27 protein-coding genes are annotated in these 24,330 nt (G+C 39.6%); 16 read left to right on the top strand and 11 right to left on the bottom strand.

Translation table 11 applies throughout. The features are described 5' to 3' along the window. The first annotated feature begins 52 nt into the window (after window positions 1-52). The 7 genes from ACQKFG_RS17175 to ACQKFG_RS17145 all read left to right on the top strand — a co-directional run bounded on the left by ACQKFG_RS17175 (window position 53) and on the right by ACQKFG_RS17145 (window position 4,468). On the top strand, window positions 53-232 hold the full coding sequence (locus ACQKFG_RS17175) for a hypothetical protein (RefSeq protein WP_228467612.1): 180 nt from the start codon (window positions 53-55) through the stop codon (window positions 230-232). Next, window positions 222-413: a hypothetical protein gene (locus tag ACQKFG_RS17170; RefSeq protein WP_427560954.1), complete on the top strand. Its 192-nt coding sequence runs from the start codon at window positions 222-224 to the stop codon at window positions 411-413. Before ACQKFG_RS17175 ends, ACQKFG_RS17170 begins: the two co-directional genes overlap by 11 nt. Before the next feature lies 1 nt (window position 414). Continuing rightward, window positions 415-729: an RraA family protein gene (locus ACQKFG_RS17165; RefSeq protein ID WP_427560951.1), complete on the top strand. Its 315-nt coding sequence runs from the start codon at window positions 415-417 to the stop codon at window positions 727-729. 239 nt (window positions 730-968) lie between these two features. Continuing rightward, the gene (locus ACQKFG_RS17160) at window positions 969-1,259 is read left to right on the top strand and encodes a DUF3817 domain-containing protein (RefSeq protein ID WP_192207834.1); all 291 of its coding nucleotides are present in this window, start codon (window positions 969-971) and stop codon (window positions 1,257-1,259) included. A 176-nt stretch (window positions 1,260-1,435) separates the two neighbouring features. Further along, window positions 1,436-2,203, top strand: coding sequence for an ABC transporter ATP-binding protein (locus ACQKFG_RS17155; protein ID WP_192207835.1), 768 nt, complete (start codon window positions 1,436-1,438; stop codon window positions 2,201-2,203). Beyond that, window positions 2,190-4,109: an ABC transporter permease gene (locus ACQKFG_RS17150; RefSeq protein WP_427560947.1), complete on the top strand. Its 1,920-nt coding sequence runs from the start codon at window positions 2,190-2,192 to the stop codon at window positions 4,107-4,109. Before ACQKFG_RS17155 ends, ACQKFG_RS17150 begins: the two co-directional genes overlap by 14 nt. Continuing rightward, window positions 4,106-4,468 carry a YxeA family protein gene (locus tag ACQKFG_RS17145; RefSeq protein WP_192207837.1) on the top strand — a complete coding sequence of 121 codons (363 nt, stop codon included), beginning with the start codon at window positions 4,106-4,108 and terminating at the stop codon, window positions 4,466-4,468. Before ACQKFG_RS17150 ends, ACQKFG_RS17145 begins: the two co-directional genes overlap by 4 nt. A 57-nt stretch (window positions 4,469-4,525) precedes the next feature. Here the strand turns inward: ACQKFG_RS17145 and ACQKFG_RS17140 are convergent, their stop codons facing one another. Further along, window positions 4,526-5,926, bottom strand: coding sequence for a sensor histidine kinase (locus tag ACQKFG_RS17140; RefSeq protein ID WP_427560944.1), 1,401 nt, complete (start codon window positions 5,924-5,926; stop codon window positions 4,526-4,528). Beyond that, entirely contained in the window at window positions 5,923-6,633 is a 711-nt protein-coding gene (locus ACQKFG_RS17135) for a response regulator transcription factor (RefSeq protein ID WP_427560941.1), read from the bottom strand. The genes ACQKFG_RS17140 and ACQKFG_RS17135 overlap by 4 nt, the downstream gene beginning before the upstream one ends. Window positions 6,634-6,997: 364 nt before the next feature. Here ACQKFG_RS17135 and ACQKFG_RS17130 point away from each other — a divergent pair, with 364 nt between their 5' ends. Beyond that, a complete protein-coding gene (locus ACQKFG_RS17130) occupies window positions 6,998-8,173 on the top strand; it encodes an MFS transporter (RefSeq protein ID WP_427560938.1) in 1,176 nt (391 codons plus the stop codon). Between the two features lie 73 nt (window positions 8,174-8,246). Here ACQKFG_RS17130 and ACQKFG_RS17125 read toward each other — a convergent pair whose 3' ends face one another. The 7 genes from ACQKFG_RS17125 to ACQKFG_RS17095 all read right to left on the bottom strand — a co-directional run bounded on the left by ACQKFG_RS17125 (window position 8,247) and on the right by ACQKFG_RS17095 (window position 14,926). Continuing rightward, window positions 8,247-8,984, bottom strand: a complete 738-nt coding sequence (locus tag ACQKFG_RS17125; RefSeq protein WP_260287888.1) for an amino acid ABC transporter ATP-binding protein — start codon at window positions 8,982-8,984, stop codon at window positions 8,247-8,249. Between the two features lie 29 nt (window positions 8,985-9,013). Continuing rightward, entirely contained in the window at window positions 9,014-9,718 is a 705-nt protein-coding gene (locus ACQKFG_RS17120; RefSeq protein WP_427561273.1) for an amino acid ABC transporter permease, read from the bottom strand. After that, window positions 9,702-10,526 (bottom strand): transporter substrate-binding domain-containing protein, encoded by an 825-nt coding sequence (locus ACQKFG_RS17115; RefSeq protein WP_427560934.1) that lies wholly within the window; start codon window positions 10,524-10,526, stop codon window positions 9,702-9,704. The genes ACQKFG_RS17120 and ACQKFG_RS17115 overlap by 17 nt, the downstream gene beginning before the upstream one ends. A 309-nt stretch (window positions 10,527-10,835) precedes the next feature. Further along, window positions 10,836-12,425, bottom strand: a complete 1,590-nt coding sequence (locus ACQKFG_RS17110; protein ID WP_427560931.1) for an S-layer protein — start codon at window positions 12,423-12,425, stop codon at window positions 10,836-10,838. Between the two features lie 227 nt (window positions 12,426-12,652). Then, window positions 12,653-13,237: a YjgB family protein gene (locus tag ACQKFG_RS17105; RefSeq protein ID WP_427560928.1), complete on the bottom strand. Its 585-nt coding sequence runs from the start codon at window positions 13,235-13,237 to the stop codon at window positions 12,653-12,655. A gap of 328 nt (window positions 13,238-13,565) precedes the next feature. Further along, the gene (locus ACQKFG_RS17100; protein ID WP_342615091.1) at window positions 13,566-14,036 is read right to left on the bottom strand and encodes a DinB family protein; all 471 of its coding nucleotides are present in this window, start codon (window positions 14,034-14,036) and stop codon (window positions 13,566-13,568) included. A gap of 479 nt (window positions 14,037-14,515) precedes the next feature. Further along, window positions 14,516-14,926, bottom strand: a complete 411-nt coding sequence (locus tag ACQKFG_RS17095; RefSeq protein ID WP_192207845.1) for a GNAT family N-acetyltransferase — start codon at window positions 14,924-14,926, stop codon at window positions 14,516-14,518. Between the two features lie 586 nt (window positions 14,927-15,512). On the opposite strand from ACQKFG_RS17095, the gene ACQKFG_RS17090 reads away from it, so the two are divergent. The 4 genes from ACQKFG_RS17090 to ACQKFG_RS17075 all read left to right on the top strand — a co-directional run bounded on the left by ACQKFG_RS17090 (window position 15,513) and on the right by ACQKFG_RS17075 (window position 19,357). After that, complete coding sequence (locus ACQKFG_RS17090; RefSeq protein WP_427560923.1) at window positions 15,513-16,403, top strand: TIGR01777 family oxidoreductase; 891 nt, start codon at window positions 15,513-15,515, stop codon at window positions 16,401-16,403. 62 nt (window positions 16,404-16,465) lie between these two features. Beyond that, window positions 16,466-17,659: an LL-diaminopimelate aminotransferase gene (locus ACQKFG_RS17085; protein WP_192207847.1), complete on the top strand. Its 1,194-nt coding sequence runs from the start codon at window positions 16,466-16,468 to the stop codon at window positions 17,657-17,659. A 753-nt stretch (window positions 17,660-18,412) separates the two neighbouring features. After that, window positions 18,413-18,685, top strand: coding sequence for a phage holin (locus ACQKFG_RS17080; RefSeq protein WP_427560920.1), 273 nt, complete (start codon window positions 18,413-18,415; stop codon window positions 18,683-18,685). Window positions 18,686-18,877: 192 nt separating this feature from the next. Beyond that, a complete protein-coding gene (locus ACQKFG_RS17075) occupies window positions 18,878-19,357 on the top strand; it encodes a C40 family peptidase (RefSeq protein WP_342615094.1) in 480 nt (159 codons plus the stop codon). 85 nt (window positions 19,358-19,442) lie between these two features. On the opposite strand, the gene ACQKFG_RS17070 is transcribed toward ACQKFG_RS17075, so the two are convergent. Beyond that, on the bottom strand, window positions 19,443-19,979 hold the full coding sequence (locus ACQKFG_RS17070; RefSeq protein ID WP_427560916.1) for a GDYXXLXY domain-containing protein: 537 nt from the start codon (window positions 19,977-19,979) through the stop codon (window positions 19,443-19,445). Beyond that, on the bottom strand, window positions 19,972-21,030 hold the full coding sequence (locus ACQKFG_RS17065; protein WP_427560914.1) for a DUF2157 domain-containing protein: 1,059 nt from the start codon (window positions 21,028-21,030) through the stop codon (window positions 19,972-19,974). The genes ACQKFG_RS17070 and ACQKFG_RS17065 overlap by 8 nt, the downstream gene beginning before the upstream one ends. A 233-nt stretch (window positions 21,031-21,263) precedes the next feature. Here ACQKFG_RS17065 and ACQKFG_RS17060 point away from each other — a divergent pair, with 233 nt between their 5' ends. The 4 genes from ACQKFG_RS17060 (at window position 21,264) to ACQKFG_RS17045 (ending at window position 24,292) form a co-directional block, all read left to right on the top strand. Next, complete coding sequence (locus ACQKFG_RS17060; protein ID WP_192207851.1) at window positions 21,264-21,584, top strand: PadR family transcriptional regulator; 321 nt, start codon at window positions 21,264-21,266, stop codon at window positions 21,582-21,584. Next, entirely contained in the window at window positions 21,581-22,135 is a 555-nt protein-coding gene (locus ACQKFG_RS17055; RefSeq protein WP_427560910.1) for an HAAS signaling domain-containing protein, read from the top strand. The genes ACQKFG_RS17060 and ACQKFG_RS17055 overlap by 4 nt, the downstream gene beginning before the upstream one ends. Next, window positions 22,128-22,922, top strand: coding sequence for a DUF4097 family beta strand repeat-containing protein (locus ACQKFG_RS17050; RefSeq protein ID WP_353871496.1), 795 nt, complete (start codon window positions 22,128-22,130; stop codon window positions 22,920-22,922). The genes ACQKFG_RS17055 and ACQKFG_RS17050 overlap by 8 nt, the downstream gene beginning before the upstream one ends. Window positions 22,923-23,329: 407 nt before the next feature. Further along, window positions 23,330-24,292 carry a sensor domain-containing diguanylate cyclase gene (locus ACQKFG_RS17045; RefSeq protein ID WP_427560906.1) on the top strand — a complete coding sequence of 321 codons (963 nt, stop codon included), beginning with the start codon at window positions 23,330-23,332 and terminating at the stop codon, window positions 24,290-24,292. Window positions 24,293-24,330: the final 38 nt, after the last annotated feature.

Genomic DNA, 24,330 nt, shown 5'->3' with positions numbered 1-24,330 from the left:
CGGAATTGAAAGCAACGATCCATGAATAAATAGCAAAATGAGGTGTTAGCAATTGAATAGATTAACTTCAAAGCCTCCGTTATTACCCAAGTCTATCATTGAAAGAGCTAAAAAGTTAAATACGACCCTTATAGCAGACGCTTTGTATGAATCTAATGCTCGTGTAATGGATTATAAGATAAAGCCTGTGTCATCCGGAATGAAAGTGATGGCAACAGCAAATGACGGTTGATATGATTGCGGGGGATAATCTACTACTGCATCAAGCCATATATGCTGGAAGTGAAGGCTATGTGTTAATTGCGGATGGGAAAGGTCACGAAGGAAATGCCTACCTTGGAGAGTTAATGGCTGGGGCTGCGCACGCAGTAGGACTAGATGGGATTATCATTGACGGTTTAGGCACTTTGTGAATTGGGGTTTCCGATTTTTGCAAAGGGATTCACTCCAAACGGGCCGTGTAAAGATCGACCGGGAGATGCGACGATCACATGTGGCGGTGTAACTGTTCATCCTGGTGAGTTAGTCATAGGAGATGAGGATGGTGTAGTTATTGTTTCACCGGTTGAAATTGAAGAGGTATTTTCCAGGGCGGAGAAAAAATTAGCTTATGAACAAAAGCGTCTCGAAGAAATAGCGGAATATGGAAGTAACCGTAAACAAGGTGTTACAGAAGGAAATATTGAACCTTGCTGGTTGAAAAGTGAAATAGGCAATTTCAACAAGTGACGTAAGATGCTATGGTACTAAAATCAACTACTTGGTAGTCAGTAATTGGCTATAGAAATAATTAGGCCCAATACTTGGATTGGGCTTCTTTTGTTGTTCTATTTTTAGGAAAAGCTGGTACTATTTATTAGGGGATCTGCCAGTAATATAATATGATAGAGGAACATATTTTGGATGGGGGACAAGAAGCTGGAAGTCTGTTTGTGCCATACTTGTACAATGAATAAGGGGATGTGCGAATGTTTTCTACAGCTATTGGATGGTTTCGGTTTATTACAATAATTGAGGGAATCTCATATGTTCTATTGCTTGCCATTGGTATGCCCATTAAGTACATATTGGATATTGGGGAAGCAACACTCATTTTAGGCAGCATCCATGGTTTCTTATTTGTCGTGTTTGGGCTTTTATTACTTTATGTGAGCGTCATATCAAAATGGTCCTTTTTAAAAATGGCGATGATTTTCATCGTTTCATTCATCCCATTTGGGAATTTTGTAATCGACCGCAGGCTATTGAAGCAAAGTTAAATGATAAAGATCCATGCCCTGATACTTTACCTTTTGAAAAATCCAAAAAAACGTCTTTCCATTTAAATGGAAGGCGTTTTTTTTTGGATTTAAGCTTGCTGTAAGGTTGGGACAAAGATGCTGTAAGAATGAGCATGTAAAGTATAAGTATCAACAATACTGAAGAGGTGAAACAAATGGAACCATTATTAAAAGTGGAAAATATAAAAAAAACATATGGTAAATCAAGCGCTGCCTACACAGCGTTGGAAAATATATCTTTTGACATTCATGAAGGGGAGTTTGTAGGGATCATGGGGCCTTCTGGAGCAGGGAAATCGACGTTGCTCAATATGCTGGCAACCATTGATTCGCCGACTGAAGGGAAAATTTTCATGAATGATACGAGCATTCACGATATGAAAGGGGCAGACTTAACGGATTTCAGACGTGATAATCTTGGTTTCATCTTCCAGGATTACAATTTGCTCGACTCATTGACTGTGAAGGAAAATATATTATTACCACTGGCTATTGCGAAAGTTCCAGCGAAAGAAATTACTAAATTGGTGAATCGTATTGCTAAAGTATTTGGGATTGAAGCTTTATTAGCTAAATACCCTTATCAAATCTCCGGTGGGCAAAAGCAAAGAACAGCTGCTGCAAGAGCGCTTGTGACAGAGCCTGCATTGATCCTGGCTGATGAGCCAACAGGTGCACTTGATTCAAAATCAGCAACAGGCCTTCTGGAAAGTTTAAGTGAACTAAATGAAAAAAATAATTCGACCATCATGTTGGTGACACATGATGCATATGCCGCAAGCTTCTGCCGGCGGATCATTTTCATCAAGGATGGAACGCTTTCTACAGAAATTTATCGCCGTGGCCAATCACGTAAAGCTTTCTTCCAAGAAATTATGGATGTCCTTGCAACAATTGGAGGTGAGGTAGATGACGTTATTTAGTCTGGCGAGGAAAAATATTGCCCGGAACCTCTCCAAATATTTTATATATATCGCATCCATGGTATTTAGCATTATCATCTACTTCACATTTGTAACATTAAAATATAGCGATACAGTTGCAGAACAAACGGCTTCATCACAGAAATTAGATTCATTGATGAGTGGTGCGGCAGTCATCCTGATTTTCTTCGTTGCCATTTTTATTGCCTATTCCAATTCATTCTTTATGAAAAGGCGTAAAAAAGAAGTGGCATTATATGCATTGCTTGGCGTACGTAATCGTCAGATTGGTTTTATGCTCTTCTTTGAGAACCTATTGCTAGGTTTGGTTTCATTGGTTGTGGGGATTTTACTTGGATTTCTTTGTTCAAAAGGGTTCATGACGATTTTGATCTATTTAATGGGCTATGATGTCATGGCACCATTTACATTTTCGGGATCTGCAGCTTTGAACACCTCTATCGTATTTCTTATGATTTTCTTGGTGACATCATTCCAGGGCTATCGTTTGATCTATCAATTTAAACTAATTGATCTCTTCCATGCATCGAAAAAGGGGGAAGCTGCACCGAAGCCATCGATGATTGTAGCCTTTCTGGGAATTTTCCTGATTGTCATGGGCTATTGGTTGGCGATGCAAGATATTTTTACTTCTAAAGTATGGGAAAAGGTCGGCTTTTTAATGACGGCACTCATTATTTTGACAACGGTTATTGCCGGTACGTTTTTATTGTTTCATAGTGTGACGGGCTTTGTTTTGGCCATGATCAAGAAAAATGAAAAATGGCTATGGAAAGGCCTGCATCTGATGACGATTTCGCAACTGCTATATCGAATACGGGGGAATGCACGTACATTGACCGTAATTGCGGTGTTAAGTGCTACAACGGTAACGGCTGGCGGTGCGGTTTATGGTCTTTATTATAACGCGAATGACCAAGTTATGACCGTTGATCCGAATACCTTCATGTATCAGCAAACGGATGCAAAAAGCGATCATCAAGTCAGCGATGTATTGCCAAATACAAAGTATGATGAAAATGTCGAAGCACTATCTGTCACATTTAATACGAAAGAATTGAATAATGGATCGGCATTCGATAGCTCGGATAAAAGGATTTACACGATAATCGATGAAAGAACATATAACAAATTAGCAGAAGTGCAAGGCAAGGAAGCACTGCATGTGAGTAATGAAAAAGCAGTCATTTTAGATATTGGATATGACAAAAGATTCTCACCTGAATACAAGGACAAGACCATCAGGACAGAAAACAACACGGCAATCACATTCCAAAGCTTTAAAACACAAACCGTTTTAAATGCCGGAACAGCAGGCATTGCAGTGGTCGTATCGAATGAGCAATTTAAATTATTGCAAAAAGAAGGGGAAGCGCTAAAATATCGTGTCATCGGTGTTGATCAAGCTTCCACGGATTTATCGGAAAAAATTGCAACACAAGTGCCTGAAGAAGCGCTATTTTCCAGTGCCCCTCAAGATTTCCAAACAAGCATCGAAAGTGTCGGCTCATTGCTCTTTATCGGAAGTTTTCTTGGTCTGGTTTTTTTAGCAGCAACAGGCAGTATCATTTACTTTAAAGTTCTAACGGAAGCGGAGGAAGATAAAACACAATACAATATGCTTCATAAATTGGGCGTTAACGCAAAAGAAATGCGGAAATCCATTGCATCACAAGTGCTTGTAATCTTTTTCGTTCCACTGGCAGTGGGGTTATTACACAGTGCGGTTGCTTTAAAAGCCTTCTCGGGCTTATTGATGATGAATCTAGCAAAACCTGTGATGATCTGGATGGTCGCTTATACGGTTATTTACGGTATGTATTATATCTTAACGGCAGCTTCCTACAATCGTATTATCATACAAAATAATAAAACAGAAGGATGATCGAAGTGAAGAAATTTCTTATGGTAGTTGGCATTTTGTTTATACTTGGAGCCGCAGGAGTCATCGCGCTTACTAAAATCGACTTCAACCGCATGAATGCGGACAATTATTATTTGCAAATTACAGAGGATGGGGTACAACATGAAACCAAACTGGATGATGGTTCGGTGATGACGTACTATTCTTATAAACTTGACGCCAAAAATGCAGATGGTGAAACGATTCCGCTTGAATTCACGGCACAAAAAAATCTTCGAAAAGATGCTTACTTAAAGATGTACGTGAAAAATGGTGATGAAGTTTCGTCATATGATGAAGTGAAATTCGAAGACATTCCAAAAAAGGCACAAACAAAATAATAGGAAAGAAGGGCTGTCTTGAAGTTGCGGACAGCCCTTTCTCTGCAAGAAAAATACTTATAAAAGTATCGTGATCGTGGTTCCTTTATTTTCAATGCTAGTCAAATCTATTTTACCTTTATGAGCCAGGATGATGTCCCTTGCAATGGCCATTCCTAAACCGGTCCCATGTGTACTTGCAGTATTCGTACCTCGATAGTAGCGTTCAAAAACCTGTTCTAAATCTTTGGCGGGAATACCGCGGCCATTATCGGCAATGGTAATTTGGGTATGCAGTTCTGATTGTGGACCAATATCATCAATTTGTATTTTAACAACGACATTTTCCTCGTTATGTACGAGTGCGTTATAGATAAGGTTAAAAATCGCCCGTTTCAGTAATTTTTTATCCACTTTATGTGTTGCTTTGTCCACATTTGCCACGAACTCAACCTGTTGATCACCAAATTGTGAATCATTTAAAAGCTCGATCGTCATTTCTTTTATGAACCCAACGATATCAACATCTTCAAATTGCAAAGGAAGTCGTTGGTTGCGCAAACGCATCGTTAAATTCAGATCATCCAATAAATCTTTCATATAAACGGACTGTCTATTAATAATGGATGTAAACTCATACAATTCCTGTGGAGTTAATGCAGTGGCGTTATCTTTCATCAATTCTGTATAACCATGGATGGAAGCAAGTGGTGTCTTCATGTCATGAGAAATATTGCTAATCCATTCCTCACGCATTTGGTCTAGTTGATCACGTTCTTTCTCATACTGATCCAACTTCACCGATAGTTCATTCATATTACGAAATACATCTTCATAAACGCCTTTTGGTATGTTCATTTTTTTAAAGCGCCGCTCCCGAAGCTGCTGAATTCCTTCTATTAATATGTTCAGCGGACTCGTTAATTTTTTTCCAAATAAGAATCCAATGACTAATGCAATGATGATATCCACGATTAAAAATATTACTAGTAAGATGTTAAAGTTCTTAAAAACTTTTTCATAATCATAGGTTATTACATAGCGGCCAATTTTCTGTTCCTTAACTCCTACAAAATAGCTGAAATTATGGGCTTCGCCGACAAAAACAGTCGTCTCTGCATCAATTTCCTTATACTTATACATTTGGACGATTTCAATGGGAGAATATACGGTTTGCAATTTTTGAGGTGTATAAAAGGCTGCAACTTGCTCACCCTCATCATTCAAAAATTGTATCCAGGCGTTATTGTTCCGCAGTTTTTCCAGCCCTTCTTCATTTACGATCGGTTTGTTATCTATTAGTTCCACATATTGTGAAAATGTTCTGCTAAAGTTTTCAGCAGAAACTTCTTCTGCTTCGAAATTATGCATGGCTCGATAAATGAGAAGGGATAAAAGTAAAATTGTATTTACAATCCCTACGATTACAACAATTGTCACAACGGATCCTAAAAAGCGCCGTGTCAATTTCCACTTCATTTTGTTTCACCCTTGGTTTGTAATTTATAACCAAGCCCTTTAACGGTTATTAAAAAAGAAGGATTTGAAGGGTCAGTCTCGATTTTTTCGCGTAAACGACGAATATGTACCATTACTGTATTATCAGAGCCAAAGAAATCATCGCCCCACACAAGTTCAAATAAGGTTTCCTTGCTTAAAATCTGATTCGGATGATGCATAAAACAGCCCATTAGTCCGATTTCTTTAGCTGTGAGCTCAAGCGTTTTGCCATCCTTTTTCACTTCATTTTCATTTGCACTAAGCTCAAATGGACCAACTTGCCGTTTTTTCGGAACGGCCTTTTCCTCTGAAAAGCCCGCACGTCTCAGCTGCGCCTTTACTCGATATGCCACTTCTTTCGGACTGAATGGTTTGGTAATATAATCATCCCCGCCAATCGCCAACCCTAGAAGCTTATCAATTTCCTCATCCTTTGCCGACAAAAATAAAATGGGTACATTCGACACTTCACGAATTTGCTTGCATAAATCATAGCCTTCACCATCAGGCAGCATAATATCAAGCAAAACCAGTGATGGATCGAACTCCTGAAACTTTGCCCACCCATCCGCAATCGTCCCCGCCGTAACAATATTCGGGATACCTTCTTTATGTAAAACTGTCTCCATGAGACGTGCCAAATCTTCTTCATCGTCAATAATTAAAATCCACTGATCATTCGACATTCTGCTACCTCCCAAACATCAATCATACCCTACAGTATAGAGTACCCCTAAAGGGGAGGAAAGATATTTAACGAACTCATTCATTATTTTCACGAAACAAAGCGGAAAAAACGTAAGTGCAGTTACCTGAAAAATCACTGTGAATTTCAGGATTCTGATGCCTGTCTTTATTTAGTTAAGGCAGTTTCGGAAAGAAGAGCGTACTTCATACTGATTTGGTAAAGGTTGTATGATAAACTGTTTAAAGTATTGTTAGGAAGATTATGCTAAGTAATATGATTAAGGAATTCGTTGCTGTTCTTTTGACCCAAACCTTTATATATAAGTATGCAGCGAATGTGGAAGAATAAAAGGAGAAAAAATAATGGAAACAAAAAAGGTGTTACCCGTTCTTTTTTTAGTGATGTTTTTAGTCATGGTCGGATTTGGGATCATCATTCCCGTCATTCCGTTCCTTGCCGAAAAGGTTGGTGGCAGTCCTACTGAGCTTGGTCTTTTAATGGCTGTTTATTCATTAATGCAATTATTTTTTGCCCCGATGTGGGGACGTATATCTGACCGGATAGGACGGAAGCCAGTCATGATTATCGGGATTGCTGGATTGGCCCTTTCGTTTTTCATCATGGCCTCGGCAGATTCCTTATGGGTATTATTTGTAGCCAGGATCATTGGCGGGATTTTGTCATCGGCAAACATGCCAACCGCCATGGCGTATGTAGCTGATATTACGACGCCGGAAGATAGGGGAAAAGGGATGGGAATAATCGGGGCCGCTACAGGGCTTGGATTCATCTTCGGACCTGCAATTGGCGGGGTATTCTCCAAATCAAGTTTGAACTTACCGTTTTACATTGCAGGAATATCCTCTTTGATTACTTTATTCTTAGTGATTGCGATACTAAAGGAATCACATAAGGTTGAAAAGAGAGCCCAACAGTCAATAAATAAAGAGTCCATGTGGAAAGCTTTTAAAGGGCCACTTAAAACCATGTTCTTTCTGCAAATGATCGTCACCCTTTCAATGGCAGGACTCGAAACGACTTTTGCCTATTTTGCAGCCAAAAAGGCTGATATAAGTCTTGTACAATTAGGCTATATCTTTATGATCATGGGGTTTGGCAGTGCGATCGTTCAAGGTGGATTGGTGGGTAGGATGACAAAGAAATATGGGGAAGGCGCGGTTATCCGAATGGGAATCATCCTGTCGGCAGTTGGTTTCATTCTCATCCTGTTCTCTTCCGGTTTTTGGACATCGGCGATCTTCCTGACTATCTTCGGATTGGGTAATGGGTTCATCCGGCCGGCAATTTCGGCACTGCTGACCAAAAGTTCCATGACCGGCCATGGCAGTGTCACTGGCCTGCTATCTTCCTTCGACTCGTTCGGCAGGATTGCGGGTCCCCCGATAGGCGGTTGGTTATTTTCGATTTCGATTGAATTACCTTTTATATCCGGCGCCATACTTTCCGTTTTTGCTTTGATTCTTTTTCAGTTATACCATGCACGGAAACAGACTGAGCGGGTCCAAGTATCTCATTAGTTTAATGATATGCAAAACCCCCATTTCCAAAAATGGGGGGGAGTCGTAAGCGGTGCTTGAATAGCACCGTTTTTTATTGAATCATATTGAGGAATTTACGTGTACGCGCTTCTTTAGGATTTGTGAAAATTTGCTCGGGTGTTCCCCGCTCCATTATTTTTCCTTCATCCATGAAAATGACTTCGTCGGCGACTTCACGGGCGAAACGCATTTCATGGGTAACCACGATCATTGTCATTCCTTCTTCTTTCGCCAGGTCTTTCATGACCTGTAGCACGTCTCCGACTAGTTCGGGGTCTAAAGCGGACGTGGGTTCATCGAATAGCATGACTTTAGGCTCCATGGCCAGGGCCCTTGCAATTCCGACTCGTTGCTGCTGGCCGCCGGACAATTGAAATGGATAAAAATCGATTTTTTCACCTAAGCCCACTTTTGTAAGCAGGGCAGCAGCCGTTTCTTTCGCTTGATGTTTGGCTATGTTTTTTACAATGATGGGGCCTTCCATTACATTTTCCAATGCTGTTTTATGGGGGAAGAGGTTATAGCTTTGGAAAACCATCCCTGTCAAACTGCGAAAAGATGTAATTGAATTTTTTTTAACGGGTTTTTTGAAGTCCATTACGGTTTCATCGATTTCAATCGTCCCGTCCGTGGGTACTTCAAGGAGATTCAAACACCGAAGAAAGGTTGTTTTACCTGAACCCGAAGGACCGATCAATACAATGACTTTACCTTGCTCCACTTCCAAATCGATGCCCTTTAGTACGTCAAGGTCACCAAATGATTTATGAAGATTCTTAATGTTGATCATGTTAAAATCTCCTTTAACTACTGCGGTTCTTATTTTGCTACATAACGATTAAGTCTCTCCTCTAAACTTCCTTGAATGAAAGATAGAATGGTACACAAAATCCAATATAAAACAGCTGCCTCTATGTATAGTAGTAGAAATTCATAGTTTTTTGCAGCGATTTCCTGGGCTTTACGGAATAATTCCGTTACAAGAATGAGTGATGCAAGCGATGTATCTTTTAAAAGGCTAATGAACGTATTGGATAATGGGGGGATGGATACCCGAGCCGCTTGCGGCAAAATGATGCGCTTTAAAGCTTGGGTATATGTCATCCCGATTGAATAGCCTGCTTCCCATTGCCCTTTTGGTATCGATAAAATGGCTGCTCGTATAATTTCCGAAGCATATGCTCCTACATTTAAAGAGAATCCTATAATAGCCGATATGAAAGGATCGATGGTTACACCTAAATTTGGAAGTCCATAGAAAATGATAAATAATTGCACAAGTAAAGGTGTCCCGCGGATGATTGACACATATACACGCGCAATTATTTGAAGAATTCTCATGGAAGATAATCTAGCCAATGCTGTGAGTACAGCGAGAACAAGGCCGAGAACGAATGAGATCAATGTTAGTGGAATCGTATATTGAATAGCTCCCTCTATCATTGGATAGAGGGAGGTTTGAGCGATGGAAACAAGCTGGTTCATACGCTCGGGGTCCGTGAAAATATTACTTAGGAGAAACATCTTCGCCAAACCATTTATCCGAGATTTTCGCGTACGTGCCGTCGTCTTTCATTGCTTTAAGTGCTTTATTTACTTCTTCCACTAATTTGCCGCTGTCTTTTCTGAACATTAAACCACTGGCGACTTCGCTTTCTTCCTCATCAGCGACTTTGATAGGTGCATCCGGATGTTGCTTTTTATAATCAAGGTACGATAATTTGTCATTGATCGTGGCATCTACACGTTTAGAGCCAATAAGCTGTACGGCTTGAGAAAATCCTTCAATGCCTGTAACTTCAGCACCATGTGATTTGGCTAGATCATTGTAATTACTCGTTAAGGATTGTGCAGAGGTCTTGCCTTTCAAATCATCGAAGGATTTAATATCCGAATTATCTTTGTGTACAAGCAATACGGCCCCTGATTGAATATATGGATCAGAGAAATCATATTTCTTTTGACGGTCTTCATCGATGCCCACTTGGTTTGCGATCATATCAAAACGTTTAGCATCCAAGCCTGCAAACATGCCGTCCCATTGTGTTTCCTTGAATTCAGCTTTCACTCCAAGGCGTTTTGCCACTTCTTTAGCAATTTCAACATCAAACCCCGTTAGTTTATCTGAATCATCGTGGAATGTGAAAGGAGGGTATGTACCTTCAGTTCCAACAGTTAATACGCCTTCTTTTTTGACTTTATCATATAGACTTTCTTGTGATGAAGATTTATTGCCGGTATCGTTTGCCTCATTTTTGGTATTGGTACCACAAGCGGTAAGTACAACCGTGAAAGCTAACAATAGCGATAAAAGTGCAACCATTTTTTTCATTTTGGTAAACCTCCTAGTAATCTGATAGGGATTGATACTCTGTGATACTATACAAGAAAAGGAAAAAAGTCAATGAAAATAACTTACATCATTAGTGTTAATGAAACTTGGTGAATTATACGGATTTTCGCGCATTGAAGTGAAATAATAATAAAAGAAAGATGCATCTTTATCCGAGGAAGGATTTTAAAGAAAAGGAAGGGCATTAAGAATCCAAGGAGACAAAAAGCCCCTCATCCACATGATTAACAGCTAAGTGGAAAAGGGGTTTTTTGGGCCATCGAGAACTATTGCAAGATTGTTTTTAACTTAGTGTTTATCATGATTCCTATCCTCTACGCTGACGAAAATAGGGTTCGAATAGAACCAAAGGTCTTTATAGTTACGTTTGTTTATTTCCGAAAAACGCGTTTCGTTATCCTCGATTTCAGTCTTTTTATCGATCAGCGGTTCCCCGTCCATCGTTTCTCCAGAGACATTTTCCCCTAGGTTCGTGCCTCTCAAACGGAAATATTGATCCTTATTCGCTTTGACTTTGTAAGTGATGGTATGAAAACCATCACGATCGGTTTTCCAGTCTTTACTTGTAAAGCGTTTAACCACTTTTGTCGTATCATTGGTGGCTTTATTATAAGCAGGTGTTCCAGGAACTGCTTTCCCGGTTACTTCCCCCGAAATTAGGTCCACGTGATCCACTTTGACGGGGTCCCCGTTGTTGTTCTTTTGGGGGCTCTTAAATCGGATGGTGATCTTGACCATCTGACCCTCCTTTACCTTAAGGTCCCCGCCCATATCAACCGTGTTGTTCCCATTTTCAGCTTGGAAATTAAGGGCATCGATCAAGTCACCAAAAACGGAGAAGGATTTCCCAGATCGCATGCCGTCAAGGACGGATTTTATTGATGAGCCATTTACCCATGTATAATTCTTGGAATATTCTCCTGGCCAGTAACCGCTGGAGTATAGGCGATTTTCACTGATTTCGAAATGGGAGTCCGAATTGGAAAAATTCCAGAACTTACGACCTTCCCCAAGAAGCGCATCCCATGCACCTCCTACCTTAGCAAGCATGTAATCGGATCCGCCATAGGTCCGGTTTTCCGGTGTTGTCAGATTTAAACCGCCTCTATCTGGCTCCATCTGGTTACCTGGCATACCTTCAAATCCGAACATGACATCCGGGGCGATATTGTTGAAGTCACGAAAATCAGAAATGTTGTACACCATTTTTCTTGATGGGTGGTTCAATATGGCATAACTTGTATGCTTATAATTTTTCTCAAGCCATGCCAATGCTGTTCGGGCATCCTCGGATGTCTTATTGGCTCTTTGATCCTGTGCTTTCCAAACGGCTACATCCTTAGAATCAAACATCTTTTCATCCTGGTTGGTGAACAGATATTCGAACTGATTGGCAGCTTTCAGACTTTTAGGTGAGCCCGGCTGATCTCCCAAAATGCCTATGCCGACATGCTCGTATGTAGGCATATCCCATTCGAAGCCTGAAAAGATGACTTTATTTTTAAACTTGCCCTCTTTTTGCAGTTGTTCCATTTTCGGGGCTTGATATTGAATGATTCCTTCAGACAGCGGTATCGGCCCGCCTGGAATCAATTGTCCCTGATCATCCCTTGAAGACATCCTTAAGTGGTCGGAAATTCCCATCCAATCCATGCCATACTTCTCAAATGCGTTATTTAGCAAGCTTTCAAGGCTCTGTGATCCCTCGGCATCATCTGACTGAGTGGTATGGGCATGATATTCCCCCTTCATCCATCTGCCTCCCGGATTTGTCTGATTGTCTTTTGCATCTTTTGCAGCACCCTCGACCGGTAGACCCTGAAAAAGGATGGCTATGCTTAGAACCGATACTGTGAAAGCCCTGAACTTATTAATCATCTTACCGACAACCTCCATATATTGAAATAATATTGAACAAGCTAATTTTATTGTAAAAATATTAAGAATCCGTTTGGGGTGGGTATGGTTTTTGTAAATGGAAAGACCGATTCTGATAACAGTGGTTCGGAAATTGAAAGGGAAGAAGAGGAGGGGCTCGAAACAAAAAAGGTTGTAGAGAAAATTTTCGTTCTCTACAACCTGTAACGACTATATTGCCGTAAATATTATTTAGCTTGTAGTAGATTGATATGATCTACAGTTTGATCTTCACCGACAATGAATTGCAGTTCATAATTTCCTGTCTTGTAAATGTAGTTGATTTCATTCGTACTGGAAATATGGCGTATTTCGTCAGCACTGCCAAGTTGTTTTCCTAAAACTTTTGGTGTGATGCTTCCTAGATTATGGTCCCGTTCTACATTTGTCCCAAAATATCGGATCTGTGAGATGGTCTTGTCATCGTTATAGGCAAATGCAAATCCCGGATGCCCCATTTCTGCATGGTAATAGTCAAAAGTTTCTGTGTTACCTGGTTCAGGGGGAGAACCAAATGTCTCATATACTTCTTTTTGGGTGTTTTCATTAATTTTCAAACCCATGGCAGTATAAGGCATTTCACCTGAAAAAGCTTTGTTGTAGATTTCATGTAAGGTGGTAAGAGCGTGTTCCTTAGCTATGTCAGAAGTGGAATCCATTGTGGATGCAGCCTCAACCGATTCTGTTGAAAACGATGCACCTGCCCCTAATAGAGAACCGGTTAGAATAACGGAGCTAACCATTCTGGCCGCTGTTTTTTTTGATAACATCATTTCTTATCCCTCCTTATCATTACTTTTCCACAATTTCCTAGCATGAAACATTTTCTTGGTGAACGATTGGAATGTTTGAAAATGGTGTTGCATCATGAAATATGGTTGGGTTGTCTGCTAAGGAGACTATTTGAAACCCGCTCCCCGGAGGCTTCAGTAAAAATATAGGACCGCTTTTCGTCCACATTTAGAGAATATATAAAAATCATAGATTTGATTATGGCAAAGCTATCTTCGAACTCAGGTTATAGGTCAATAGGGGATGTGTATGCAGTCGAACATAAAAAGGTGCTTCACCATGATGAAACACCCTTTGAAAATGATGTGATTAATCCCAAACGTTAATTCTAGGAACTCCAGCAGTTCTTAAGTAGTCTAATAATTGACCAGTATGTACAGACTCATGATAAGCGATTCTTAACAACATGTCTCCTAAATCCCTGATATATCCCATATCGGAGCGGTCGATTTTAATATTGGATAAGTCATCCTCGCTGAAGGACATGATTGTTTCCAAAAAGTCACGCCTGTATGGTTCGGCAAAGTTCAATTCCGCTTCAACAGATGTAAGTGGCTGTTTTTCAAATGGTGATTCATAAACTTGTAGGCTACCTTGATTTTTAATGGATAAATGATAGTAATGCTCACTATCAAGGACATGTCTAACCATTTCTAAACAGCTCATTGCCTTGTCGTCCGGTTTCCAATGGAGTGTGCTTTTAGGTATTGATGTCCATATTTTAATGTTTCTTCTTCTGACCTCTTCTAGATTTAAGATGATTAGTTCTGTCGATTTCATAATTATCTCCCCTTTTAGCAGGTATATTTCAACTATACACGAATGGATGCTGAGAATATGGGTTAATTTTGAAAAAACAGAAAATTTAATGATCTGTTCAAGTGTTAATCTTTGCGTATCCTTCTATTATGTAAAGTATCGCTCCTGTTTAATTCAATCAGGACCAGTTTATTTTCCTGGTTGCCTTTTATATGGGAGCTCTAATATAGAAGCAGCCTGGAGAGGGATTAAATCAAGGATCAGGGTTTCAAAAACTACAGGGAAAATGCCTATGAATTCGTGTAGAATTTACAGGCGATTTCATTCCCTAGTTGTTCCTTTGCGTGGGGATATGATTCATATATCCGTAAAACCTTAGTATCCCTTATTAGGGTTAGTATGAGACAGAGAAGTCCAGTTAAGAAGGGGGAAACAGATGAATGATTCGTATTAGATGAGCTCTGTATTACAAGATTCTAATAGGTTGCAGGAGGACTTTTTTAAATTAAGGATTGAATTAGAATGTCATCATGATAAATTAAAACCGGTTTAAACCCAAGGGCTTTAAACTTTTGTAATGCTTCTGGGTTGTTTTTGTTCACAAAACCGGACACTACAAGAATCCCTTGTTTTCTCACATAAGTTACTAATTCGGGTAAAAGGGATTGCAGAATTCCTTTTCCTCTATATTTCTTGTCAAGTACTACATAATTAATATGAGCCACTTTATATAAGTAAAGATTATAAGAAAGAAACCCCACTACTTTACCTTTATCATTACAAACTACGAGTACCTTATGTGCCTTTTGCAATATTTCATTCACTTTATTAGGCGAAACCTGAAAATTACTTACCGTAATATCCGTTAATTTCTTGATATCTTTTTTAGGTTTCCATTCTCGAAAATACATCATGATTTCTCCTTTAGCTCTATTAGATATAACAGCTATTCACCAGAAATATATAGCTTGTACATATGGAAAAATAATAAAAATATTTGAAATAAGTAATAATGTTTTATTAAGATGGAATTCCTTTAGAATAATTCCAAATGAATTCCATCTTAATCTCAAAAAAGCAATCTCTTAACCCCTTTTAAATTTAACCTTCTTGTTAGAAGTGGGTTGTACGATGGAAGTAGGTTCCTTGATGGAAGTAGGTTCCTTGATTGAAGTACCTGTATTATTGTTTAAAAAATTATTTAAGATTCTTCTCAAGGCTGACCTACGGCTATTTTCACTTTCGGAACTGCCAGTTCTTCTTAGTCTTTTGTTTGACACTGAATTCATCCCCTTTGTTTTATAAATTTCCACATTACTAATTTATGTGTAATATTCTTTTTTGCTTGGACAAGTTCACCAATTGTTGCACGCGTATGTAATTTATTCGTAATACCAATTAATGTAATTAGGTGATATACTTGTGAAGTAATTCACAAAAAGGTTGAAACTGGTTATAGCTCGGCCTATTCACTCTAAAAGAAAGCGGGTTGGTTATATGCTGAAGAAAGTGGTTTTAGCTGGCGGGACTGGTTTTGTCGGTCAAAACTTTGAAAAGCATTTCAGGAATTTGGGATATGAAGTAAGGATCATCTCCAGGCAAACCCCGCATACTGGCTGGGAAGATAAAGAAGGAATAAGGGAAACGATCGATAATTCGGATATGTTAATCAACCTAGCAGGAAAAACGGTCAATTGCCGCTACAATGCCAAGAATAAGAAAGAAATATTGGATTCACGAACTGATACGACTGAAATGCTAGGTAAGGCGATTGAACAATGCGAAAATCCTCCTTCATTATGGATAAATTCAAGTACGGCAACGATATACAGGCATGCTGAAGATAAAGCAATGACGGAGGGAGATGGTGTGATCGGTTCAGGCTTTTCTGTAGATGTTGCGAAAGCGTGGGAGCGCTCATTTTTTGATTTTCGATTACCCAAGACGAGACAAATTGCTTTACGGATCGCCATTGTATTGGGCGATGGGGGAGTGATGAACCCATATAGGAATTTGGTTAAACTCGGACTGGGAGGCCATCAAGGATCGGGAAATCAGAAATTCAGTTGGATACATATAGAAGATTTATTTAACATTGTCCTTTTTCTGAGAAAGAATCAAGAGTTGAACGGGGTGTTCAATTGTTCATCGCCTCATCCAGTTACAAATCGTGAACTGATGGCTCATTTGAGAAAGCTCATGAATATTAGGATAGGATTGCCCTGTCCAACACCCATGCTTGAAATGGGGGCTTTCTTTATGGGGACCGAAACGGAATTGATATTAAAAAGCCGGTGGGTCATACCTGAGAGGTTGAAAAAGGCGGGGTATGCATTTAAATTCCCTCATCTTGATGAGGCTTTGGAACAGATACTGATGAATTCTTAAAATATTGGAGATTGATTGCTATAATGATAGATAGAAAATCATTAAGAGAGGGGAATCGTAGAATGAATATGACTCCATCTGAAAAAGTCGGAAGATTCACAACAGGAATATTTTCAGAGTTGGCGACCCGCAAGCAGGATGCGATGAAACGAGGAGTGGATGTTATCGATTTGAGTGTGGGAAGTCCGGATTTACCACCGCCTGATTTTGTAGTGGATACGCTAGTGAAATATGTGCAGGATCCCAATTCTTACGGGTATACGTTAAAAGGTACGCCTGAATTCAATGAGGCAGTCCGTTATTTTTATCGGATGCGTTATGGAGTGGAGCTGGAAGCAGAAAGGGAAGTCCTCCAATTGATGGGATCGCAGGATGGCCTTGCACACTTGGCAACGGCGATGATAAACCCTGGAGATTATGTGCTGGTGCCAGATCCAGGATATCCAATTTATGAAGCGAGTGTAGAGCTTGCCGGCGGAATCATTCATCCGATGCCGCTTACTGCCGCAAATGGATTCCTGCCGCAGCTCAACGTTATTCCTGATGAAATAGTGAAAAAGACCAAAATGATGATCATCAGTTATCCGGGAAATCCTGTCACCGCCCTTGCTGATGAAGCTTTCTTTTCGGAAGTCATATCGTTTGCGAAAAAGAACGAGATCATGGTGGTTCACGATTTTGCTTATTCAGAGTTGATTTTTGATGATCATCCGCAAATTAGTTTTATGTCCATTCCTGGTGCCAAGGAAGTGGGGATTGAATTTAACTCACTTTCCAAAACTTTTAATATGGCGGGCTGCCGCATCGGGTATGCGGTGGGCAATCGAGAGGCGCTGAACATACTGGGAACGTTGAAATCACACATCGATTATGGGGTTTTTTATCCAATCCAAAAAGCTGCCGAGATGGCGCTAACTTCCAATCTTTCGCTACTATCAGAACAGGTTAAGGAATACCAGTCCCGGCGTGATGCCTTGATATCAGGTCTTGCGGAAGGGGGATGGCATGTGCCGAAAACCTCAGCTACCATGTTTATTTGGGCCCAAATTCCTGCTGGCTGGAAATCACGTGATTTTTCCTATGCATTGATTGAAAAAGCAGGGGTTACGGTCGTCCCAGGCGATGCTTTTGGGAAGCAGGGTGAAGGGTATGTCCGGATGGCCTTGGTCCAGCCTGCCGAGAGATTGAAAGAGGCTGCTGAACGGATCAAATTGTTTTTGGGGGAAAAATTGGAGTGTGAAAAATCTAGCATTTAATATATTCAGGTTTTAAGAACGCTCGATCACGGAACGGACGTTCTTTTTTTTATTCTCTCCCGCTTAATCACTTTCCTTTCCTTTATTTAAAATGATATGCAAAAAAGTTTGCGAACGCTGCCGGAATAATGCCCCGCCGATATATCCTGATCCTGAAAAATCCAGGGCATATGCCGCCGTTCATTCTCATACCTTTTCATGCTGATATTCGAAAGATGGTGTTCCTATATCAGGTTAAATTCAATTTGATATGGAGATAAAACCCAATTTGTGGTTGCGAAATGGATATCGGCAGGCTTGCCGATTACCTGATATTTTTAAACCGGGGGAAAATGGCAGGAGAGTTCGAAAAAGACAAATTGGCTCAGTAGTATAAACGGTTTTGGCTGGCAGAGTACTTGCACCAGGTATCCATTCCGGGGGAGATTGATAGAAATGGTTTGCGGACTGTGACTACCAGTTTACTTATAGAGGCAGAAGCTTATTTTTAACAGGAAGAAATCAACTTGCACGCTGAGGAGGTTGTTACTTACTTGTTAAAGTGAGGAGCACTCTAGTGTTTATAAAAAACTACTCTGAAGTTTAAGAGAAGGTCCATCCTCGGATGGGCTTTTTTATGTTTATGGGAAACTAGCGTGATAGATTATGAATGGAATTTCCGAACGTAAGATGGACAAGCCGCATAATATATAGCAAGTCCGTAACCCTCTTAAATGAAGTGGGCTTAATATGATAGAGAGGGGGGGGAAAGCAATGATCAACTGGAAAGTGCGTCTTAAGAATCCTACGTTTATTTTCACGGTACTCCTTCCTGGGCTTTTAATATTGACGCAGATGGTTGCCGCGTTCATAAACAATTTCATTACCCCTATAGGCTTTACCATTACTTATGATGCATTGAACGGGGCTTTAGGCATCATTAACTTCATAGCGCTTACATTCTTTGGGGTCGGCGGTGTGGTCGATCATACAACTAAAGGTCTAAGCGACAGTGAAAATGCCCGCCAATACAAGGAACCTAAGTAATGGACACTATTCTTTCATCTATTGAAGAGTGGAATAAACCAGATAACACCGTTACTTGCTACACAACGGCGTTATCTGGTTATTTGTTTTTTGGGCAGAGATGATGATTGCTGAAAATGATTGTGGTCTAAAAACCGAAATTCAACATACATTTAAAATTGTGGTTCATTTTCAGCATGGGGAGGAAAAAGAATGAGTTATAGTTTACCAGTTTCAAAATGGCTTGCGGCCATAGTTTTAATCGGAGCATTATTGATGGCAGTCATTTTCAGTCCGGCTAATGCTTCAGCCTCTATCAATTATGGTGATGAAGTTGCCGCTTTGGCAAAGAAGCAGGTTGGGAGCAAATATAAATATGGAGGGACGACTCCAAAAGGGTTTGATGCTAGCGGTCTTACCCAGTATGTATATAAAAATGCCGCAACAGAAATGAAGATTCCGAGAACGAGTGCGGAACAGTATAAAACCGGAAAGGCCGTGAAGCAAAATGATTTAAAAGCGGGCGATTTGGTCTTCTATGCGACAGGTAAGAAAGGGCAAGTCTCTTTTGTAGGAATCTATTATGGAAATGGTACATTTGTCGGGACCACCACCAAAGGGGTCAAGGTGGTCAAAATGAGTGATAAGTATTGGAAGGAAAAATATATAGGGGCAAAACGAGTCATTAAGTAACAATCTGATGTTCATATAAAAAAGTCCAGCAAAAAGAGCATCGAAAAACCGATGCTCTTTTTGCAGGTCATATCCGGTGGTTTATTCATTCAATGATGATATCGGTTAAAACAACGTTGCCATTACGAACTTTTACGACGGCCACTGAAGGATTGGCCAATGCGTCCTTCTCCATTTCCTTTGCCTTTTCTTCGGATGCGAAATAATTGTCCAGACCGTATCTGATCTGAATGGTTTCAGCATTTTGCAAGTCATAGGGGATTTCCAATTCCCCTTTTAGGTAAACGCCGTTGCCGGGTCTTTCTTTCGTTACGTAATCGACGACATATAGTCCATCAGTGTTTTGTTTTAAACGTACATATACCCTTTTATAATCACCCATATTTCTTGTATTGAACCTAGTTTTAATCGAGTCATCGACTTGTGATGGCTTAACTGATTCAATTTCGTATTCCAAAGCCACATAGCTTCCCCTAAACAAATCAGTCGGGTCGACCGGGGCTGTTTTGATCTTGATTAAATCTCCTGTCATTGTTGTCCAGACCGGAGGAAACGCCAAGATTAACAGAATCAAGACTGGGATGGAAAATACGATGAGTGGCCGGAATGATGGATTACTCATTGAGTTCCCCTCCTTTTTTTCGTTGATTTTCAAAGAAGAAACCAAAACCGATAAGCATGATTCCGCCAATGATGAATGTAAGCGATTTTGGCAGGAAGTCAAAGGAGTAGATGTAATATCTGAAAATCAGTGCACATATTATCACGATGCTGGTCAAACTGCCTTTTAGAATGAGATAAAGCAGAAAAACGAAATAAGCTAAAGGAAACCAGATTGAAAAATCAAAGGTAAGGAAGAGTGCGGTAATACCATGTAAGATATGCCCTTGTATGTGTGTGATGTTCTGTAATTTTGCTCTTACCGGAATATAGGCAAGCACGATCCCCAATACAAACAGAATGGAAAGGACAATCGTATTCGAATTTTCAAAACCCAGCTTCGGCACGAACTCCATAAGAAATAAGGCAATTGTATTGATGGCTAAAGCGTTAATGAAAAAGGCCAGATATTTAGGGTAATCGAATTTCTTTAACACAATGTATAAAGCCGGTAGAAATATAAGAATGGCAAGCGGATAAGACGTTTCATCAACGAATATACTTCCGTTAATATAAATGAAAAGCAGGAAAGCTGTAAAAAGGAGAACAAAGACATCCTTCAAATAGTAACCAATTAATATCGTACCCATCGCCCATAATAAAAAGGAACTGTTGAAATTTATGCTGATGTTAAACATCTGCTCGATTAGAAAAATCCCTGCACCAAAAATCAGAATACCTGCATAATGCAGACTTCGTGACGTTTTGGGCAAGCGTGCCTGCACCTTCACGCCAGCAAAGTTCACTCCGATGAGGCCTGCAATGATAAGCAGGAATTTAACCGCTTTACTTAAATAGATCCAGTTACTGGCTACGAAGGTCAATACGCCTAAACCTAAAAGAAGTGCCCCAATGGATAATAGAATAGTGATGAAGTTCAAATTACCTTTTACTTCATAGGAACCTAACATCCTCACTTTCTCTTGCTGGGAGATGACTCCTTCCTTTTCAAGGTAATTAAATTCATGTTCAAGAAATTCGAATTGCTTTTTTGTTATTTCTTTGTTGGCCAAAGTAATTCCTCCTTCCATATTTTACTATTATACATCGTATTCTCTTGCAGCTTTGAATATAATGTTAATTTCCTTCTACCCTAATTGAAATGCATGTAAGACCAAAAAAATATTTATAGTACCTTGCAATGAACAGTACCATGTGGTAAATTATTTACATAAGATGTATTGTTCGGTGTTCAGTACTGTTTATTGAACTGTACTAAAAGACTCTTGGAAGGAGTGATGGTGCTATGAATGTACAATTTAAGAAAGGTGTCCTGGAACTATGTGTCCTGGTCTTACTGGATAAGCAGGATCGCTATGGATATGAACTTGTACAAAAGATTTCGGATCAAATTGAAATATCGGAAGGGTCAGTATATCCACTTTTACGACGTTTGACGAAGGAGGAGTATTTTACGACATATTTGCAAGAATCAACGGAAGGGCCTCCGCGCAAGTATTATAAATTAACGGAAAAAGGCCGGAGATACCTTCAAGAGCTGCTGAAGGAATGGTATGAATTTTCTAATGGGGTCAATCAATTAATCAAGGAAGGTGTGAACCAATGAATAAAGAACAATTTTTAAACCAATTGAATGCCTCTTTAACCAGACTTTCCTTAGAGGAACGGGAAGATATCCTTCAAGATTACGAAGAGTATTTCGAAATTGGAATGGAAGAAGGGAAGTCAGAGCGGGAAATCTCCAGATCCCTTGGTAATCCTAAACAGATTTCCAAGGAACTGATGGCATCCTATCATCTTGGTCAGGTCGAACAAACGACTTCTGCAGGTAATGTAATGCGGGCGGTTTGGGCAGTCATTGGTTTGGGATTCTTTAATTTAGTGATCGTTTTGGGACCATTTATAGCATTGGTCGGAGTTGTCATTGCAGGATGGGCTTCGGCGATCGCGTTCATTCTTGCTCCATTTGGCGTTCTTTTTAACCTTGCCATGGGCAATTTTCAATTATTCGATCTTTTCTCCGCATTGGGACTATGCGGGATTGGCATTTTCATTGCCATGGGAATGTTTGTCGCTACGAATGCTTTAACTAAAGGATTCGTTCGCTATTTAAAATTTAACGCTTCCCTTGTGAAAGGCGGTTTGAAAAATGATTAATGTAAAAAAATTATCGATCATTGCTCTTGTATTGTTACTGGTCGGAGTAATAGGAAGCCTATTTACGTTTTCCCAAGTGACGAATAAGGAAACGACTACAGAGGAAAAAACGATTTCGGAGATTGTGACGGACATTCAGATCGACACTGACAATGCAGCTGTAGAAATTGTTCCAACGAATGATAAGGAGACCAGGATAGAATTGGTTTCAAAAGGGATGGATGTTTCCAAGTTGGATTTCACTGCCGATGTGGAAGGGAAGAAGCTTTCGGTACAATTAAAAGATCGACGTACCTTTAGCTTTGGTTTTCATATTCAATCCATACATTTAAAGGTGTATCTGCCTGATGAATCTTATAAATCCTTTGTCGTCGAATCCGATAATGGAAAATTGCAATTATCAGGATTGAAAAGTGATGATCTGTATGTGAAATCTCAAAATGGCCGGGTAGAATTAAATGATATAATAACCGAAAAAGTTGAAGTGAAATCTGCTAATGGAAAAGTAGATCTTAATAATGTGGAGGGAAAACTGGTTGGGTCATCGAATAACGGTAAAATTACATTGGACACGAAAAACCTGGATAGGGAGATCGACTTCAAAAGTAATAATGGTAAAATCATGATCAAAACGGAAAATGAACCGACAAATACAACTTTCGATGTTCATGTTGACAATGGGAGAGTGGATATCCTTGGAAAGTATGAGGGCGACACTGTCATTGGCAAAGGTGAAAACTTAGTGAAATTGGAAACGAATAATGGGAAAATCGAGATAACGAAATAGTGAAGCATGAAAAAGCCGATCCAATTGGGATCGGCTTTTTTAAATTATGCGGCCATTTCATCTCCATGAACAGCAGGTGTTTTACAATAATGTCCATTTAGAAATGAACCATAAACAGAAGCCAATATTTGTTGGAACAAAGTACTGGCAGGCTGGAGAGGAATAGACGAGTTTCCGATAATAGAGAAGGTGTCAGTGGTTCCTCTGTTTTTAATTTTATTACATATATGGTAATAAGGTGGGGGGGTGTCCCCTTTCTAGAAAATATATTTATAGTTTTTCCTTTAAGTTGTTTAGAATTATAATATGGAAAAGATAATTATGTTAAAAGTAATGAGTGTAAGTCCGCCATCAAATCTAAGGAAAAGATTTTAATGAAAATGACTTCAAAGTATGGGGGCTGTAGAATGAAATTCAATAAGTTGTCATTAGATATATTTAAAAGTATGATCTTCACTCGCAAGAAAAGGGAAAAGGACTATCTGAAGAAAGGATTCGAAGAGCAAAAAAATGTTTTTAATATAGTGGAAGGTTCTAAGGATATTATCTACTGCTACGAATCAATCCCAAGTTCCAAGTTCAGGTATCTAAGTCCGTCTATCAATACACTTCTAGGTCAAGGCGTCTTGGAAGAAGCGTACAATGACCCCTCCTCGCCTTTTGAAAGGATTCATCCTGATGATTTTGATATCTTAAATGAAAAGGTATATGTTGGGATTGATTATACTAAGCCGGTCATTCAACGCTGGAGAGATATAGAGGGAAATTATTGGTGGTTCGAGGAATATGCTACACCTATATATGAAAAAGAGCAATTGGTAGCCGTTCAAGGAATTATTCGGAATATTGATGAAAGAGTGAGATTCATACAGGATATTGAGTATCAAATGTCCCATGACCCATTAACGAATATCCATAATCGACAGTTTTTCGATAAAATATCTGCCAAATCCAATCTTGATTTTGACACTCCGGTTGCCATGATATTGTGTGATCTAGATGAGCTGAAATTTATGAATGATACGTATAGCCATAAGAAAGGGGATGAATTGATTAAAGAAGCGGCCAATCTATTGAAACGGATTTTCTCGGACATCGCTGTTGTAGCGAGAGTGGGAGGAGATGAGTTTGCCATTCTGCTGATTGATAGAAGCAAGCGGGAAGTAGAATCTCTTTGTGAATTATTAAAGGAAGAAATCCTTCTGCAAAACTCCCTGAAAAAAGGCCCTCATATCAGTATGTCATTCGGGCATGCTTACCGTTCGCATTCCAAAGGGAATATGGATAGCTTATTCATGGAAGCGGATCAAAAAATGTTTCAAAATAAACGGCGAAGAAAGGAACAGAAACTCGTTCGGGCGGGGAGATGAAACATAGGGAATACAATAAGCTAGGGCAAGGGCAATAC

Origin of the sequence: Peribacillus sp. NPDC076916, assembly GCF_050269675.1 — a bacterium.
Taxonomy (GTDB): Bacteria; Bacillota; Bacilli; order Bacillales; family DSM-1321; genus Peribacillus; species Peribacillus aracenensis.
Note: the sequence above shows the minus strand (reverse complement) of the source record. Positions and strands in the feature narration are given on the sequence as shown.